14 protein-coding genes are annotated in these 16,656 nt (G+C 41.2%); 10 read left to right on the forward strand and 4 right to left on the reverse strand.

The window, feature by feature from the left end:
* The first annotated feature begins 171 nt into the window (after positions 1 to 171).
* From I588_RS05690 to I588_RS05705, 4 genes are all read left to right on the forward strand, one after another.
* Positions 172 to 1,011, forward strand: a complete 840-nt coding sequence (locus I588_RS05690; protein WP_010758013.1) for a PRD domain-containing protein — start codon at positions 172 to 174, stop codon at positions 1,009 to 1,011.
* A 105-nt stretch (positions 1,012 to 1,116) separates the two neighbouring features.
* The gene (locus I588_RS05695; protein ID WP_010758014.1) at positions 1,117 to 2,976 is read left to right on the forward strand and encodes a beta-glucoside-specific PTS transporter subunit IIABC; all 1,860 of its coding nucleotides are present in this window, start codon (positions 1,117 to 1,119) and stop codon (positions 2,974 to 2,976) included.
* A 28-nt stretch (positions 2,977 to 3,004) separates the two neighbouring features.
* Positions 3,005 to 4,480 carry a glycoside hydrolase family 1 protein gene (locus I588_RS05700; RefSeq protein ID WP_010758015.1) on the forward strand — a complete coding sequence of 492 codons (1,476 nt, stop codon included), beginning with the start codon at positions 3,005 to 3,007 and terminating at the stop codon, positions 4,478 to 4,480.
* Between the two features lie 137 nt (positions 4,481 to 4,617).
* Positions 4,618 to 6,009 carry an aldehyde dehydrogenase gene (locus I588_RS05705; RefSeq protein WP_010758016.1) on the forward strand — a complete coding sequence of 464 codons (1,392 nt, stop codon included), beginning with the start codon at positions 4,618 to 4,620 and terminating at the stop codon, positions 6,007 to 6,009.
* 113 nt (positions 6,010 to 6,122) lie between these two features.
* Here the strand turns inward: I588_RS05705 and I588_RS26375 are convergent, their stop codons facing one another.
* Together I588_RS26375 and I588_RS26380 are read right to left on the reverse strand one after the other, a co-directional pair.
* A complete protein-coding gene (locus tag I588_RS26375; protein WP_010758017.1) occupies positions 6,123 to 6,785 on the reverse strand; it encodes a hypothetical protein in 663 nt (220 codons plus the stop codon).
* A gap of 55 nt (positions 6,786 to 6,840) precedes the next feature.
* Positions 6,841 to 7,521 (reverse strand): hypothetical protein, encoded by a 681-nt coding sequence (locus I588_RS26380; protein ID WP_010758018.1) that lies wholly within the window; start codon positions 7,519 to 7,521, stop codon positions 6,841 to 6,843.
* Between the two features lie 385 nt (positions 7,522 to 7,906).
* Here I588_RS26380 and I588_RS05720 point away from each other — a divergent pair, with 385 nt between their 5' ends.
* The 4 genes from I588_RS05720 (at position 7,907) to I588_RS05735 (ending at position 12,039) form a co-directional block, all read left to right on the forward strand.
* Positions 7,907 to 9,823: a BglG family transcription antiterminator gene (locus tag I588_RS05720; RefSeq protein WP_010758019.1), complete on the forward strand. Its 1,917-nt coding sequence runs from the start codon at positions 7,907 to 7,909 to the stop codon at positions 9,821 to 9,823.
* A gap of 1 nt (position 9,824) precedes the next feature.
* Entirely contained in the window at positions 9,825 to 10,295 is a 471-nt protein-coding gene (locus I588_RS05725; RefSeq protein WP_010758020.1) for a fructose PTS transporter subunit IIA, read from the forward strand.
* 313 nt (positions 10,296 to 10,608) lie between these two features.
* Positions 10,609 to 10,923, forward strand: a complete 315-nt coding sequence (locus I588_RS05730) for a PTS fructose transporter subunit IIB (RefSeq protein WP_010758021.1) — start codon at positions 10,609 to 10,611, stop codon at positions 10,921 to 10,923.
* Positions 10,924 to 10,944: 21 nt separating this feature from the next.
* Entirely contained in the window at positions 10,945 to 12,039 is a 1,095-nt protein-coding gene (locus I588_RS05735; protein WP_010758022.1) for a PTS fructose transporter subunit IIC, read from the forward strand.
* Positions 12,040 to 12,224: 185 nt separating this feature from the next.
* Here the strand turns inward: I588_RS05735 and I588_RS26385 are convergent, their stop codons facing one another.
* Positions 12,225 to 13,202 (reverse strand): hypothetical protein, encoded by a 978-nt coding sequence (locus I588_RS26385; protein WP_010758023.1) that lies wholly within the window; start codon positions 13,200 to 13,202, stop codon positions 12,225 to 12,227.
* Between the two features lie 704 nt (positions 13,203 to 13,906).
* On the opposite strand from I588_RS26385, the gene I588_RS05745 reads away from it, so the two are divergent.
* Together I588_RS05745 and I588_RS05750 are read left to right on the forward strand one after the other, a co-directional pair.
* Positions 13,907 to 14,617 carry an HAD family hydrolase gene (locus I588_RS05745; protein ID WP_010758024.1) on the forward strand — a complete coding sequence of 237 codons (711 nt, stop codon included), beginning with the start codon at positions 13,907 to 13,909 and terminating at the stop codon, positions 14,615 to 14,617.
* A gap of 212 nt (positions 14,618 to 14,829) precedes the next feature.
* A complete protein-coding gene (locus I588_RS05750) occupies positions 14,830 to 16,107 on the forward strand; it encodes a class II D-tagatose-bisphosphate aldolase non-catalytic subunit (protein ID WP_010758025.1) in 1,278 nt (425 codons plus the stop codon).
* Positions 16,108 to 16,292: 185 nt separating this feature from the next.
* Here the strand turns inward: I588_RS05750 and I588_RS05755 are convergent, their stop codons facing one another.
* On the reverse strand, positions 16,293 to 16,640 hold the full coding sequence (locus I588_RS05755) for a DeoR/GlpR family DNA-binding transcription regulator (protein WP_010758026.1): 348 nt from the start codon (positions 16,638 to 16,640) through the stop codon (positions 16,293 to 16,295).
* Positions 16,641 to 16,656: the final 16 nt, after the last annotated feature.

Raw genomic sequence — 16,656 nt, forward strand, 5'->3', positions numbered from 1 at the left:
CAAATTAGTGATTGACAGCGTTTTCTCACCGTGCTATGATTTATTCAGATATATGAGGAGTGTAACTGATCCGATCAGGCACCACCAAATCTACTGTAGTTATAACTACTTTAGTTTGGTGTTTTTTTGTTTTTCTGGCCATAAAGATAAGAGGTGATCAACATTTATTCGATGATAAAATCACTAAACAACAATCTCGTTTTGGCAGTGGATGAACACCAAGAAGAATTTGTATTGTTTGGCAAAGGTATTGGCTTCAGAATGAAGAAGGGGGACATTGTTGATCAAAGTTTAGTGATAAAAACTTTTCAAGCAAAGGATCGGGAACAAGATTTTAGTACTTTTTTTGACGCGATCTCACCAGAGGTATTAACTGCCTGTGAGAAAATTATTGAACAAGGAGAGGCGGCATTAAACAAGAAGCTCAATGCCAGCATCATTGTTTCATTAGCTGACCATCTACAGTCAGCGGTAGATCGTTTCCAAGAGAATCAGGTAATTCCAGAAAACGCGTTGCAATGGGAGATCCCATTTCTCTATTATAAGGAATATCAGTTGGGGAAAATGGCCTTGGAGATTGTCGAGCAAGTAGTCGGTGTCCAGCTGCCTAAACTAGAGGCTTCCTTTATTGCGTTGCATTTTGTCAATGCCCAAGATGGTTTGGAATCGATGGATGAAACCTTGTTAATCACGGAAATTACTAAAAGCATTGTAAAAATTATCCAGTCATTGTACGATGTGTCACTGAACAAGGAAAGTATTAATTATTCGCGGTTTGTGACCCATATCCGCTATTTCATGAATCGACAGCTGCATAATAAAGTACTAAAGCCCCATTCAGATAATAAATTATTTGAAATTATTCAAGCTCAGTATCCTATGAGCTATGCCTGTGGCCTAATGGTTCGGGAAATGTTAAAAAAGGACTATCAAATGCAAATTAGTAATGATGAAATGGTGTATTTAATTATCCATATTGAACGAGTGGTTTCTGAAATGAAAACTGAATAAACGTAACTAGGTGTGTAACATAATTGGCATTAACCTAAACAACTATTCTGCGGGAGCAGTGTATTTGTTTAGGTTTTTTGTTTGCTGACAAGGGAGGATAAAACGATGACAAATAAAGAATTAGCGGAAAGCATCATTGAAAAAATGGGCGGGAAAAACAATATCACGCAAAGCTGGCATTGCATCACTCGGCTGCGCTTTAACGTTCGTGATAAAAACGCGGTAAATCTGACGGAGATTAAAGAGCTGGAGGGTGTGATTGGTGCCCAATATCAAGGAGGACAATTTCAGATTATTATCGGTAATGAGGTAGTCAATGTCTTTAATGAGGTCAGCAAAATTCTCGGCTTGAATCCAGAAGCAGGTGCTCAGCAGGGAGTGAAGGGGAATCTGATTGAACGAGTTTTTGATGTTATCTCAGGAGTATTTACGCCAATTTTACCAGCGATTATCGGAAGTGGGTTACTGAAGGGCTTCATGGCGATTCTGATAGCTACCAGCCTACTGTCGGATCAAAGTGCCACCTACTTGATTTTAAACGGGATTTCGGATGCTGCCTTCAAGTTTCTGCCTTTTCTCGTAGCTTTTTCAGCAGCGAAGAAATTCCAAACCAGTGCTTCTGTGGCCGTGGCTCTAGCTGGGGTATTAATGTATCCGTGGCAAGAGCTGATTAATAATCCAGAAATTACTAACTTGAGCTTTCTAGGCTTTATGAACGTGCCAGTGGGCAACAGCTACGCTTCTTCGGTCTTACCAATTATTTTAGGTGTTTGGCTGCTAAGCTTTGTGGAAAGGTTAGCTAAGAAGGTCGTACCTAATTCACTGACCATTGTATTTGTGCCACTGATTTGTTTGATTATCACTGCGCCCTTACTTTTGACATTTATTGCTCCGCTGGGAACCATGATTGGAACCTATTTGGAACGTTTCTTTACGATGTTGTTTGATGTAGCTGGTCCTTTTGCAGGGGCGTTATTGGGAGGATTAATGCCGCTGATTGTGATTACCGGCATGCATTATGCCTTCTTCCCAGGCTCCTTTGCCAGCTTCGAAAAGTTTGGTTACGACATCATGCTGCTGCCAATGAGTTTGGTTTCTAATATGGCACAGGCTGGTGCTACCTTGGGTGTTTTCTTCAAAACGAAGGATTCCAAGATGAAGCAAGTGGCTTTTTCGGCTTTTGTGCCTGCGATGTTTGGGATTACTGAACCGGCGATTTATGGTGTAACCATGAAGCTGAAGAAACCATTTTATGCTAGCCTAATCGGTGGAGCAGTCGGTGGTGCGATCTTTGGTTCCTTTACTGTAAAGGCACTAAGTTTTACTGTGCCAGGTGTGTTGGCTTTGCCAACATACTTAGATGAAGTTTCAAACAACTTTATCTTTGCTTTAGTTGGCGTGTTTGCCAGCTTTGCCGTTTCTTTTATAATGACTTGGATTTTGAAGTTTGAAGAAACTGAAGTTAAAGAAACGCCAGCTAGTGAAGTGGTTGCTAGAAGTGGAGGTCCTACCCATATTGTGGCTCCTATCACTGGTGAAGTGAAGCAGCTAGCTGATTGTCCAGATGCGACTTTTGCAGGAGAGCTGGTGGGAAAGGGCGTGGGTATCATTCCTAGCGAAGGAAAGGTAGTTGCACCTTTTGATGGCGTAGTCACGCTGACAACAGAAACGAATCATGCTATTGGGATAACTTCAACCGATGGAGTAGAACTGCTGATTCATATCGGAATTGATACAGTTGATTTAAAAGGAGAAGGCTTTTCGAGAGAAGTCAATGAGGGCGACTCCATCAAATTGGGGGATACCCTGCTGCAGTTTGATATCGAAAAAATTCAGGCAGCCGGTATGAGTTTATATTCACCAGTCGTTGTAACTAACACAGCAGATTTTCTGGATTTAGTTTCCGCAGTTACAACGGGCAAGGTGTTATCAGGAAAAGATGATTTAATTATTGGGATCAATTGATTTTAGATAAAAAGAGGAGGAAATTTTAATGAAAGAAATGCAAACAGGTTTTCCAAAGGATTTTTTATGGGGCGGCGCAACTGCGGCCAATCAGATAGAAGGGGCTTATTTAGAGGATGGCAAAGGCTTGTCTACTTCAGATTTTGCGGCTTATAAGGACCCCTATCAAGGAGAAAAGATTGACAATTTTACCTTTAATGTGACCTCAAAGGAACTAGCAGCGTATAAAGCGAATCCAGAAAAATACTTATTCCCGAAACGTTGGGGCATTGATTTTTATCATCGTTACCAAGAGGATATCGCACTATTTGCGGAGATGGGCTTCAAAACCTTCCGCTTCTCTATTTCTTGGGCGCGGATTTTCCCAACCGGTATGGAAGACGCACCCAACGAAGCTGGTTTAGCTTTTTATGACAAGGTGATCGATGAGTGCCTAAAATATGGCATTGAACCGTTGGTAACTATCTCCCACTATGAAATGCCCATCGCCTTGACGGAAACCTACAATGGTTGGGCAAGCCGTGAGTTGATTCCATTATTTGAAAAATTTGCAGGGGTATTGTTTGATCGTTACAAAGGTAAAGTGAAGTACTGGATTACCTTTAATGAAATGAATATGAATTTGAATAGTTTGTATACTGGAGCAGGGATTTTAGAAGATTTAATTGATCCTGAGGAAAAAATGCAGGTAACCTATCAAGCTTCTCATCATCAATTTGTGGCTAGTGCCTTAGCTGTGAAGCAGGCACATACAATTATGCCAGAAGCAAAAATTGGTTGTATGATTAATCAAATTGAGTCTTATGCTAAAACGACTAAACCAGAAGATCAGCTGCAAGCATTAAAATCTAATCAATTGAATATGCTTTATCCAGATGTTCAAGCCCGGGGAGAATATCCGTCTTATATGGCCCGTTATTTTGCTGATAATCAGATTAAGCTGGTGATGGAAGCCGATGACGAAAAAGTTTTGCAGGAAGGAACCGTTGACTTTGTTGCAATTAGTTACTATATGTCTCACGTAACCGAGGCGAGAGAAGATGCGGCCGAACTAGCAGGTTCCTTCGATAGCCCCATTAAAAATGAGTATCTTGAGCTGTCCCAGTGGGATTGGCCGATTGATCCAATTGGTTTACGGATTTCATTGATGAAGCTCTATGATCGTTATCGTCTGCCTTTATTTGTTTGTGAAAACGGCTTGGGAGCAAAGGATGAATTAACTAAAGACGGGAAAGTGCATGACGATTATCGCATTGATTATTTGAAAAAACATGTTGCTCAAATGAAAGAAGCGATTGAAGATGGTGTGGATTTGATGGGCTACACTACTTGGGGTTGTATTGATTTAATCAGCTGCGGCACCTCACAAATGTCCAAACGCTACGGCTTCATCTATGTCGATCAAGACGATCAAGGCCAAGGCAGTCTGAAGCGTTATCGCAAAGATTCTTTCGAGTGGTACAAAAAAATTATTGCCGAAAATGGAAACGGCGAATTAGACTAGAGTAAAAAAACAAACGAAGAGTGACTATTCATGTCAGTTTTCGTTTGTTTTTTCTTCATTTTAAGCTGAAATATGTTCATTCTGAAAAGTTTCCTCTATAGTAAGAATAAGAAAGCAAAAAAAGGAGCGGATTCCCCTTGGCAGAAGAATGGACGGAACAAGAAGCCAAACAATTGCTGGAAAAGCACCAGCAGTTTTTTGCCACGCATCAAACCAAAGACCCAAATTTTCGGGTGAGGCAATTAAAAAATTTGCGGCAAAGTATTGTGGACTATGAACAACAATTAATGGAGGCCTTGCAGCAGGATTTAGGCAAGCATCCCTTGGAATCCTATGCTACAGAAATCGGTTTTGTCTTAAAAAGTCTCAGCAGTATGATTAAAAAGGTTCCCAAGTGGGCGAAGGATCAGCGAGTCAGTACGCCGTTTTTCTTATGGCCCTCCAGCAGCCGGATTCATTACGAGCCTTATGGAACTGTGTTGGTAATTGGTCCCTTTAATTATCCTTTCCAGTTGTTGATTGAACCATTAGTTGGCGCTTTGGCGGCCGGTAATTGTGCGGTAATTAAACCTTCTGAATTGACGCCGAATTTTTCGCGGGTCGTGAGTGAGCTGATCAAGAATACCTTTGATTCGAACTATGTTTCGGTAGTTGAAGGTGGCGTGGCCACGAATAATGCATTATTAAGCTGTCCTTTTGATTATATTTTTTTCACAGGCAGCGAAAAGGTCGGCAAAATTGTCATGCAGGCAGCAGCCGAGCATTTAACACCGATAACCTTGGAATTAGGTGGCAAGAGTCCTGCGATTGTTACGGAGAATGCCGATGTACGCTTGGCGGCCAAACGAATTATTTGGGGAAAGACCGTCAATGCTGGGCAAACCTGTGTAGCCCCTGATTATGTGGTCGTTCATCAACGTGTCAAGGATGCCTTTATTCAGGAGGTTCAAAATGTGCTGACGGAGTTTTACGGCACACGCATGGAAAGAAGTGACAGCTATGCGCGGATTATTAACGAGAAGCACTTTATCCGCTTGGCTGATTTATTGGAAAAAACACAGGATGAATGGTTGTCTGGCGGTCAAATAAATCCGGATGATCGGTATATCGAGCCGACTCTTTTAGAGGCTTCTTGGAATTCGGCTGCTATGGAGGAGGAAATTTTTGGACCGATTTTACCGGTGATTTCCTACAGCAATCTGGATGCAGCCATTACGGAAATAAATAAAATGGCTAAACCGTTGGCGATGTACATTTTCTCGCAAAACAAGCAGCAGCAGGAGAAAATAATTAACGAAACCAGCTCAGGTGGGCTGTGCATCAATAATACGGTGATGCATTTGGTTTCTGATAAGCTGCCTTTTGGTGGGGTGGGCATGTCGGGAATCGGGTCCTATCATGGCAGGTACAGCTTTGAAACATTTTCGAATGCCCGCAGTGTGCTGTCCTCTAAGAAAATGGATACGCCATTTATTTTCCCACCCTATACTGAGAAGAATTTGAAATGGATACGCCGAATATTGAAATAGTTTTACTAGGTCTGTTAGGATCGACAGGCCTTTTTTGTCTGCAAGCAAAGAGCGACAGTCCAACAGACGAAACACCCTCACAGCAGCTTTTGTGTGAGGGTGCATTTTTTTGCTTAAGGCGTAAGTTTAGGCAGATTATAGGTTTTCGGTTCTGCTCCTCGGTAGTCCTCCCGATACCGTTCAACAACATAATCAGTATGGGCTTTAATAATTTTCGCGAAGCAAGTAACCCCATTTCTCTGAAAAATGGATAAATAGGTCATGATATGCAATAGATCCCGTGAATGGGCGGGAGGGACTACTTGGCGAGCAATTCGTCTTATTTTTAATATTTTGGGCTTTTTGGCCCCATCCTCAAATTGAGCAACCAAGGTAGCATCCTCTTCGACCTCGCGGCTGCCAGAAGATAAGTAAGGACCTAAAGTTTTCAAAGTAGCTTGGTTTTTAGAAGCATAGGTCAGATATTCCTCAGGACTTTCAAACAGCTGTTTAACGAGTGTTCGCCATTCTTCCTCAGTAAAATAATCACGGAAGAAGAAATACAGGTTGCGGTTTTCAGGAAGCTTTTTCCCAGTCAGGAACAATGAGCGGATGAAATCCTTCATGAAAAATGAAAAGTCATCTCTGCTGTAAGCATTTCGTACTTGGACAGCAACAGCGCATTCGATCATATAGGCACTATCCTGAGTTTCCTGGTAGTATTCTAAAAATCGCTGTTCTAATTTTTCACGGCTGGTGTTAAAAAGCTGCCGCTGCTCCAATGGTTTTGTTGGCATATTGATGGCTCCTTAATAATAGTTTAGGCAAAGCAGAACTGAAGGAATCAGAAGATTATTTGTCATTAATAAACCATTCACGTGAGAAAAGGGGCTTATCTCCCAACCGATCATTGATAAAGACTAAATCATTCTTGCGTACTTCGATAATGCGCTCGCGATTTGCACTAATAGCCTTTACAAAGCTGCGAACACCATTTCGTTTAAGCCCGGTTAACAAAATCAAAACCCGAGAAAGCTCCCGAGTATCGTAGGGTGAAATATCTATAATAGCATTTTTTATCTTTATCTCGTGAAAATAACCTGCACCGTCTTTAAAACGAGCAATCAAGGTTGCCCTGTCAGGGACCTCGCGGCTGCCGGAGGATAATAAGGGCTCCAATGAATTGATCGTCGGGGCATATTTATTAGCAGCAGATAGATAATCTCCTGGGCACTCAAACTGACGGACAAGTACGCTGCGCCACTCGTCTTCTGAAAAATACCCGCGGAAAAAAAGACAAAGGTGATTCTTTGAAGGAAGACGCTCGCCTGTAAGCAGCAAAGAACGAATCAGGTCTTTGGCTAAAAAAGAAAAGTCCTCTTTACTGTGAGCATTGCGCACTTGGGCGGCAACAGCACATTCAATAATATATTCAGCATCGTCGGTCTCTTTAAAATAAGCCAACAAACGCTTTTCAAGGCTTTGGCGGGTGAGGTTAAAGACTTGACGGAAGCCAAGTAGTGTTTTGGTCATTTGATTCTCTCCTTGCTAGACGGAATACGTTTTCATTATGGACTAAATTTAGGTGAAAAATCAAGCATATTTTCAGATTTTTTTCAGTTGTTTTTGTTTATAAATTAAGCAATAAATGAGGCTTTTGAAAATCAAGCGGGAGTATATTTGCCTTTAACTCAGCAGCAGTCCGCCTAAAGCAATTCTCAGCTATAATAAGAAAAGGTTGTTTCTACAACAGCAGCTTCTTTTTTTTTGCAACAAGTGTACAAGATGTTGAAGCGACTTGTTGCAACGAATTGTTATATTCAAGCATTTAAATACCACTTATACTTAGGTCATGATCATGATAACGCTATCAGAGATACAGGCCTTTATTCCAGATAGTTAGGAAGTGTTTATCATTATGCTCACCAAAAGACAAAAAGAGTTATTGGAATTGTTAACACAAGAGCACGATTTTCAAACCGTTGAGTATTTTGCCAGCAAGCTGGGGGTTTCCAAACGAACCACACACATCGAGTTGGGGATTATTGAGGACTATGTCCAAAGCTCTGGTGATTATCTTGAAAAGAAGCGTGGCGTGGGAATTGCTCTGCGGGGACTAAAGGAAATCGAGCTGACTAAGGAGCAAGAAGGAAGTGATGTATACGACACCTTTAACCGCAGAATCCAAATTATGAATCTGCTGCTGTTTAAAGAACGGTTAGTAAGTTTTAACCATTTATCAGACAGCTTTATGGTAAGCAAGTCTTCCATTATTAAAGATTTTGAGTTCATCATGAAAATTTTGAATGTTGGATCAGATATCAAATTGTGCAGTGATGTTCACGGAACCTCTTTGCTTGGCTCAGAGGAAGATATTCAAAAAGCGTTGCTGCAGTTTAACCGCTATTTGTTAAGCAATTCGGATATTTATTCGGAGGATGACTTTGCGGAAAAGATTAAACTGCTGAATCCCTATTATGGGGAAAGACTGATTAATGTGTGCTCCAATATTTTGTATACCTATGTCAGAGAAAACGTTAATGCCATTTCTGATTACTATGTTCAAAATATTTTGAATATTTTTATTATTTTAGTCTTCAGGATAATGAAGCAGCATCACCTGGAGGAACAAACCAGCAGCAGTACAGTAGAAGCAAATGTTTTCTTTGAAGAAAGTGCTGTCCGAATGCTGCACAAAGCAGCGTTGCGATTGGAGCTTTCTTATACCAATGAAGATGTGCAGTATTTGTCACTGCATTTAGTGTCTAACCGGTTTGAGCCTTTGCCAGAGGATGAGATTGATGAAGTAATTGTTGATCAGCTGCTAAACAAGGTGTCAGCAGCCTTAAACATCAACTTCTCCAGTGATCAAAAGCTGGAGGAGCAGCTGAAAAATCATATTCCGCCCATGATCTACCGGTTGAAATCAAACAATAAAACTGAAAATCCCTTTACGGCACAAATCAAAAACGAATTTTCGCTGACCTTTAATGTGATCTGGGTGGTCCTAAGTGAATGCGAGCAGGAGTTGGGAATTAGTTTCAATGAAGATGAGATTGCCTTTTTGACGATGTACTTTCAGGCTGCGATCGAACGAGCAAGAATGAATCGCAAGGTCCTAATCGTTTGTCAGATGGGAATTGCCACATCTGAATTGCTGATTAATCGCATCAAAAATGTACTGCCTTCCTTAGACACCTTTGAAGCAGCATCGGTGCCAGAACTGGAGCATACGGATTTTGATCAGTACGATTTGATCATTTCAACGATTAAAGTAGATATTCCGGAAAAAGAAGTAATCATGGTTTCACCCTTTTTAACCAGTAAGGATATTGAACGGATTAAAAATTCAGGTTACGGACCTAACAAGGTGAACAAGGTTGTTCAGTTAGTACAGAGTCATCATCTAAAGAAGTTCGTTCGAATGGAATCGCTGTATGTAAATTCAGCGTTCATTTCCAAAGAGGAATTGATTACTCAAATTGGAGAAATGTTGATTGAACGCCAGATTGTACAGCCGGAATTTACGGAAACGGTGCTGGAAAGAGAAGAACTAGGAGGCACTGATTTGCCTTCAGGAACCGCGGTACCCCATGGAAATTCAATTTATGTGAATCAAACGACCATTGTTGTAGTAAAAAACAGCAAAAAATTTAAATGGAACAAGTATTACGTGGATATTGTTTTTCTGATTTGTATTGCCAAACAAGATACTTTCCAAACACGAAATATCTTATCAGACATTTACAACATTATCGACAACAGTGAACAATTGCGGGAGATACGCGAAGCAACCTCGAAAGATGAGTTGTACAAAAAGCTTGGGAGTGATTAGTGTGGAAAAAATTCAGGAAAGCAAGACTGTCATTTCAACAGATTTAATTTTTTTAGACAGCGAATTGAAGCAACAAGCCGAAGTGCTGAGCTTCATTATTGAAACTGCCGAATTTGTCGGGTATGTGGCTGAAGCAGACGAATTGTACGAGGCAGTAAAACGCCGGGAGGAAGAAATACCCACGGCGATCGGTTATGACATTGCGATGCCGCACGGAAAAACCGATGCAGTGGTTCATCCGTTTATTGCTTTTTTAAGAACCAAGGAACCCTTCCAATGGACAACAAAAAATGAGGAAATGGTCCGTTTAGTCTTTCTAATTGGCGTTCCTAAAAATAGCGAAGGCAAGCTGCATCTTAAATTCATTTCACAATTAAGCAAAAAATTATTGGATACAGAGTTTAGAGCAAAATTATTAATCGAGACGGACAAAAACAAAATCTTCGAACAATTAAGTTCAATTTCAATCTAAGCTGCCAGTTCCACTTTTTGCAGGAACCAAAGATCGGAAGCAAGTTAAGCAGCAAAATCCAACCAAATTACGGCAAGTTTAGTGGAATGGTACTCGTGGAGAGAAACAGACTTATTTTTCAGAGAAAAATAAATACCATAATACGAAATAGTTGCCAGTTCCACTTTTTGCAGGAACCAAAGATCGGAAACCGGTCAAGCAGCAAAATCCAGCTAAAATACGATAAGTTTAGTGGAATGGTACTCGTGGAGAGAAACAGACTTATTTTTCAGAGAAAAATAAATACTTTAATACGAAGTAGGAGGAAAACAACATGAAAGTAGTAGCAGTAACAGCGTGTCCAACAGGGATCGCACACACTTATATGGCCCAGGAAGCTATTGAAAAGGAATGTAAAAAACGTGGGTATGAGGTTCAGGTAGAAACGCAGGGCAGTATGGGAATTGAGAACGAATTGGAGCAGGAAACGATTGATGAAGCTGATGTACTGATTTTGGCTGTAGCGATTGATGTGGAAGATGGTGAACGCTTCGAAGAAAAGATTGATGCGGGCAAATCACTCTCAGTTGAGCCTGGAGAGATCATTAAATACCCAGAAAAATATCTGGATCAAGCTGAAAAACTATAAAAGGGTAGGGAGAGAGAAAAAATGAAAAAAGAAAATAAATTCTTTAAAGACGTTCAAAAAGCCTTTAACACTGGGGTTTCCTTCATGCTGCCGTCAGTAGTAGTCGGAGGTATTTTCTTAGCGGTGGCGTTGGCAACTGGAACGGCTACTGATGCTGGCATGGAAATCACCAGTCCCTTTATGCAAAATCTGAACGATTTGGGTGCCGCTGGTTTTGCCATGATGATTCCGCTATTATCTGGCTACATTGCTAATTCATTAGCGGGTAAACCTGGCTTGGTACCCGGAATGATTCTAGGCTTTGTCGCCAATAACCCAATTGGAGAAGGACAGGTTAAAACAGGATTCTTGGGCGCTATGATTATGGGTGTGGCAGCCGGTTACTTTGTCCGTTGGTGCAAAACCTGGAAGGTGCCCGCAACCATTCGCACTATTATGCCGATTCTAATCGTGCCAGTTGTCTCTACCTTTGTTTTAGGCATGTTCTACATTTATGTTATCTCCATTCCGATTGGCGCAGCAATGGATTGGCTGGTTCAGGTGCTTGGTCAAATGCAAGGCGGCAGTGCTATCCTGCTGGGACTGATTATTGGTGCCATGACCGCTATCGACATGGGAGGCCCTATCAACAAAACAGCCACTGCATTTACTTTAGCATTAATGGCTGAAGGCGTGTATGGACCAAACGGCGCTCACCGGATTGCTTGCGCGATTCCACCCTTGGCGTTAGCCATGTCCACCTTTATCGATCGCAAAAAATATACGGCGGAAGATCGCGACTTGGGGATTTCAGCGTTCTTCATGTCCTTAATCGGAATCACGGAAGGAGCCATTCCCTTTGCCGCTAAAGATATTAAGCGGGTGTTGCCAGCAATCATTATCGGTAGTGCAGTCGGTGGCGCACTTGGAATGGCTACCGGGGTGGAAGCCTTAGTTCCTCATGGCGGCTTCATAATTCTGCCAGTGGTGAACGGTAAAGTCTGGTACGCGATTGCCATCGTTGCTGGAGCCGCTGTTTCCGCAGCCATTCTGCACTTCACTAAACCAAGTCTAGTGGAGGAAAAGACTGAGGCGAAAAAAGAAAAGACCAACGAGCAAGTCGAAGTAGCTAAATAGACACAAGGATTGGACCGGTTCTCTTTTTAGGGAATCGGTTCTTACAGGTAACGGTACGTAAATGAGTAGTCGAAGACAGCTATTTCCGTTTTTTACCCCTTTTGTTAATCTGATTGATCAGTCCTTGCCTGCCGTATGTAGTTCGCTGCTTTTGCTCCAGCAGTTGTTTGAAGCGCTCTTTGGTGCTAAGTGGTTTTTGGGGGGGACGGATTTTCTGCCTGCTGTTCTTTGCCAGCCTGGACCTGTTCTTGCTGCATTTCCAGCTGCACCTCCCTTAATGATTTGTCTTCCAGGATGGCCTTCATAGCCAGATTAGGAAGTTCCTCCTCCGGTACAGTGGACCGATCAAAGTCTTTCAAAAGAAACTCTCGCTTGGCTTGAATTTCTTGTTCTTTTTGTGCTTCCTCAGCAGAAGCTGTCTCTGGATGTTGATCTGCTGTGCGTTCTTCATTCAAAATTTCTTCGCTTTCAACGGTTTCGATTTCTTTAGTATTCACTGGCAGCAATTTACCAGGATGGGCTTGTAATGTAGCCAGCTCTTCTTCAGTTCTGCTGTCAAAGCCTGATTTATAGACTAAGAAATCAGCATAAATCGGCTCAACAAAACGACGTACGCCATCCTTTTCAAAAATATCTAAGGTTCCTAAGATTGACAGCAGGGCATAATGCTGCTCTTTTGTGATCGATGGATTCACATTGCTTAGATTCCAGCTGTGTCTTTTGCCATTGGCATCCTTGAAGAAGGAAATCATATTGGTTTTCGTATTGGTGGGCTGTTCTCCAGAATTCAATAACGGACGCAGGTTCTCTATATATAATCGGGTACTTTCAGTTAACTGGGTAAATTCTTCTTGACTGCTGAATAGTCGGTTAATGATTACTTGCCATTCGGCATCATTAAAATAATCGCGGAAATAGATGCAGGAAAGAGGGATAGCACGAACATCATCATTTTCGAGAAACAGGGAACGAATTAAGTCCTTAGCGATGAAGGAAAAATTAGACGCACTTAACCCATTGCGTACTAATAGCGCAATCGCCCAATAGATAACGTGAATAGCATCTTGAGTCTCTTTAAAATAGTTGTTAAAACGTTTTTCTAAAGTGTCCCTTCTTTTGATTGTAAATACTTGTCTTTGCCCTAATTTTTCCACTTTTTCCATTATTTCATCTCCCATAAAAAATACCAAATGTTTTTTGTTTGAATTTATTCTAATGGAAACGGTTATCTTTTGTCAATAGTATGTTTTATCTGGTGTTTGTTGTGAAAAATAAAGTTATTATCGATGTTATTATTATAAAGAGTTAAATTGATCAAAAAAGCGGGTTTTAGAACAAGAGATCCGGATTTTATTAGCAGTTGCTCTTTGATTTTTATGAAATATTAATGAGATTTTTATAAAAATAACTATGAATAATAGAAACGATTTTTTGGTTGTTTCAGGATTGACGCAGGGTTTATAAAAAAATGAACGGATGGAAAATCTCTTTTATCTTTTGCGTCCATGAAGTGGAGAGCAATAAATGAATACGATAGATCTAATGGATAATATAACAGCTGATTTCATAAGTGCTTTCCATGCAGACTACATCACCGAGACGAGAACCAGAGAAGTATCTCTCGTCAAAAGGTTAATCACAAATGATTAAATAATTTATAAAATAACAAAAAGATAGGAGAGAGCGGGATGGCTAGCTCACTTCTAAATAGACCAATGAGCACTCAGAATGCAAACTCGAATTAAATAAGGGGCAGCTTAATTTACGTACACAGGTCGTAACGACGAAGCATTTATTGTAAAATGAGAGAGTGCGAAGTAGAGGTCTGATTGCTTGCTTCACACTTTTTAACACAGGGGGAGAAAAAATGACGACCATTATTTTTGATGTTGACGATACACTATACGACCAGTTGACACCTTTTCAGCTGGCTTTTGAAGATGTTTTTCATGATCCGACCATTCCGATTGAGGAGCTTTTTAAGTACAGCCGCATTTACAGCGATGAAGTCTTCCAGCAGTCCGAGGATGGTGTGATCAGCAAACTGGAGATGCAGATTTATCGCATAAAGAAAGCTCTGGAGCATTTTGATCGTCGAATTACTGATCAAGAGGGCGCTGAGTTTCAAGCAAAATATCAAGATTATCAAAGTCAGCTGCAGTTAGATCCAGATATGGAGGAAGCGTTGGATTTATGTCTGAAGCACGGAATTCAGCTTGGCGTCATTACCAATGGTCCAGCTGAGCATCAGCGGAAAAAGATTCAACAGCTAAAGCTGCACAAATGGGTGCCTGAGGAATACCTGTTTGTCTCTGGCGAGCTGGGAATTGCCAAACCAGATCCTCAGATTTTCCAGCAGGTGGAAGCTGTCATGCAGTTAGATAAGGCTAACACCTATTACATCGGCGACTCTTACTTCAATGACATCATTGGCGCAAAAAAAGCCGGCTGGCAGGCGATTTGGATTAACCGCCGCAACCATCCAATACTTTCTCAGGAGTATCTGCCAGATTATACCATCGACGGCAGCAGCAAAATTCAATCGCTGATTTATGACTTAATCACACCTGAAACTTAAGCCTTATGTTACTAAAAAAATTGTTCTCGGTTAAATCCAGCTGAGGGCTTTTTTTTTGCTGCAACAAGTAATTTTTACCTGCAACAAGTTCTAGGTTGATGCACAGACTTGTTGCAAGGAAATGTAATATTCACCCGCCGCAATCCAGCCTATACTTTAGTTGTGATAAGGATCTGATATCAAAAAAGTTAGGAAATGGAGAGGGACTTAACATGGAAAAATTACCGATTAAAGCAGTCGTAGAGGGACTATTAGATTTACAGGCTACAGGGGAAAGTGCCACACTTCTTGGCATTGGACCGATGTCAAAAAACTGTGTACAAGCAACCTTGGAGTTATCTAAAGAAGACGATTATCCGGTCATGTTTATTGCCAGCCGAAACCAAGTGGATGCCGACGAATTAGGCGGCGGTTATGTGAATGGCTGGAACCAATTTACGTTTGCCAAAGCAGTGGAAGAAGTAGCCGCGGAAATCGATTATGACAACTTATACTATTTATGTCGCGACCACGGTGGTCCATGGCAGCGGGATAAAGAACGCAACGATCACCTGCCAACGGAAAAAGCGATGGCGCTGGGTAAACAATCTTACCTGGCAGATATTGAAGCTGGCTTTGATCTATTGATGATTGATCCAACCAAAGATCCATTTGAAGTAGGCAAGGTTATTCCTTTAGATACTGTATTGTCTCGAACGGTGGATTTAATCGAATACTGTGAACAAGAGCGGAAAGCCCGCAATTTACCAGAAATCGGTTATGAAGTAGGAACAGAAGAAACGAACGGCGGCTTAACCTCGACTGAGACCTATGAAACCTTTATTCTGCGATTGAAAGAGGAGTTGGAAAAACGCGGATTGCCAATGCCGACCTTTATCGTTGGACAAACTGGCACTTTAACCCGTAAAACAGAGCAAGTCGGCACCTTTAATTTCAAAAATGCGTATGACTTGGCACAAATGGCCAAATCCTATGGTGTTGGCTTGAAGGAACACAATGGTGATTACTTAGATGATGTAACCTTGTTGGAGCACATTCCCTCACAAATTACGGCAACCAACGTGGCACCTCAATATGGAACGGAAGAAACACGAGCTTACTTGAATCTGGCAGCTGTTGAAGCCAAATTAGTTGAGTACGGCCTAATTGAAGAGGCATCTAATACACACGATGTACTATTAAAGCATGCGATCGAAAGTGAACGCTGGAGAAAATGGATGGTCGGCGAACAAAAAGAACTAACCGTTGACCAAATCATGGAACAAAATGATCCGCAGCTGCAGGCTGAGATTTTGGATATCGCTGGTCACTACACCTTTAATGATGACGAAGTTAAGACTGAAATCGAAAAAATGTACGTAAACCTGAAAGCACACAATATTGATGGTCAACGCTATGTAATCGACCACATCAAACGTCCAATTCGTGATTACGCAGAATGCTACAACTTAAGCGGTGTGACCACACGGATTAAAAATAATATGAAGTAACCTAAAAAGGGTACTGCATCTATGACAAAATGATGCAGTACTTTTTTAGATAAGGAGCTAAGATCAGAACAAGCTTCCCAATTTAGGTTTAACAGCTAACTAATAACTACCCAAAAAAATCCCTTTATCAGCGGCCCAAAAAATTGTGTACAAAGGGATTTTTTCATGTATTAATGATTGACTACTCAATCAATCAACAACAATTTCTTCTTATTGTACTCCTTGCGCACCTTCTCTGGAATATCCTCGGAAATCAGAAAGCTCAAATCATCTACCGGCCCCACGATAGCATTGCTGATGGTACCGAATTTGTCGTTAGTGATCATTCCCAGAACTTCGGTGGAGACCCGGGTCATTTGCTGTTTAATTTCGGCTTCCTGCAGGGTTGGTACGCTGGTTCCGGCATCAATGTCGATATTGTAGATGCCCATCACGTATAAGTCGGCACGAATGTTTTGCAGGTTTTGCGTTGACAAATTGCTTAGGAGAAAAGTGATCACGTGAGATGATGGTAGTCCTTGGTAAAAGCACATTAAATAACAAAATTAT

Origin of the sequence: Enterococcus pallens ATCC BAA-351 (assembly GCF_000407485.1) — a bacterium.
GTDB classification, from domain to species: Bacteria; Bacillota; Bacilli; order Lactobacillales; family Enterococcaceae; genus Enterococcus_A; species Enterococcus_A pallens.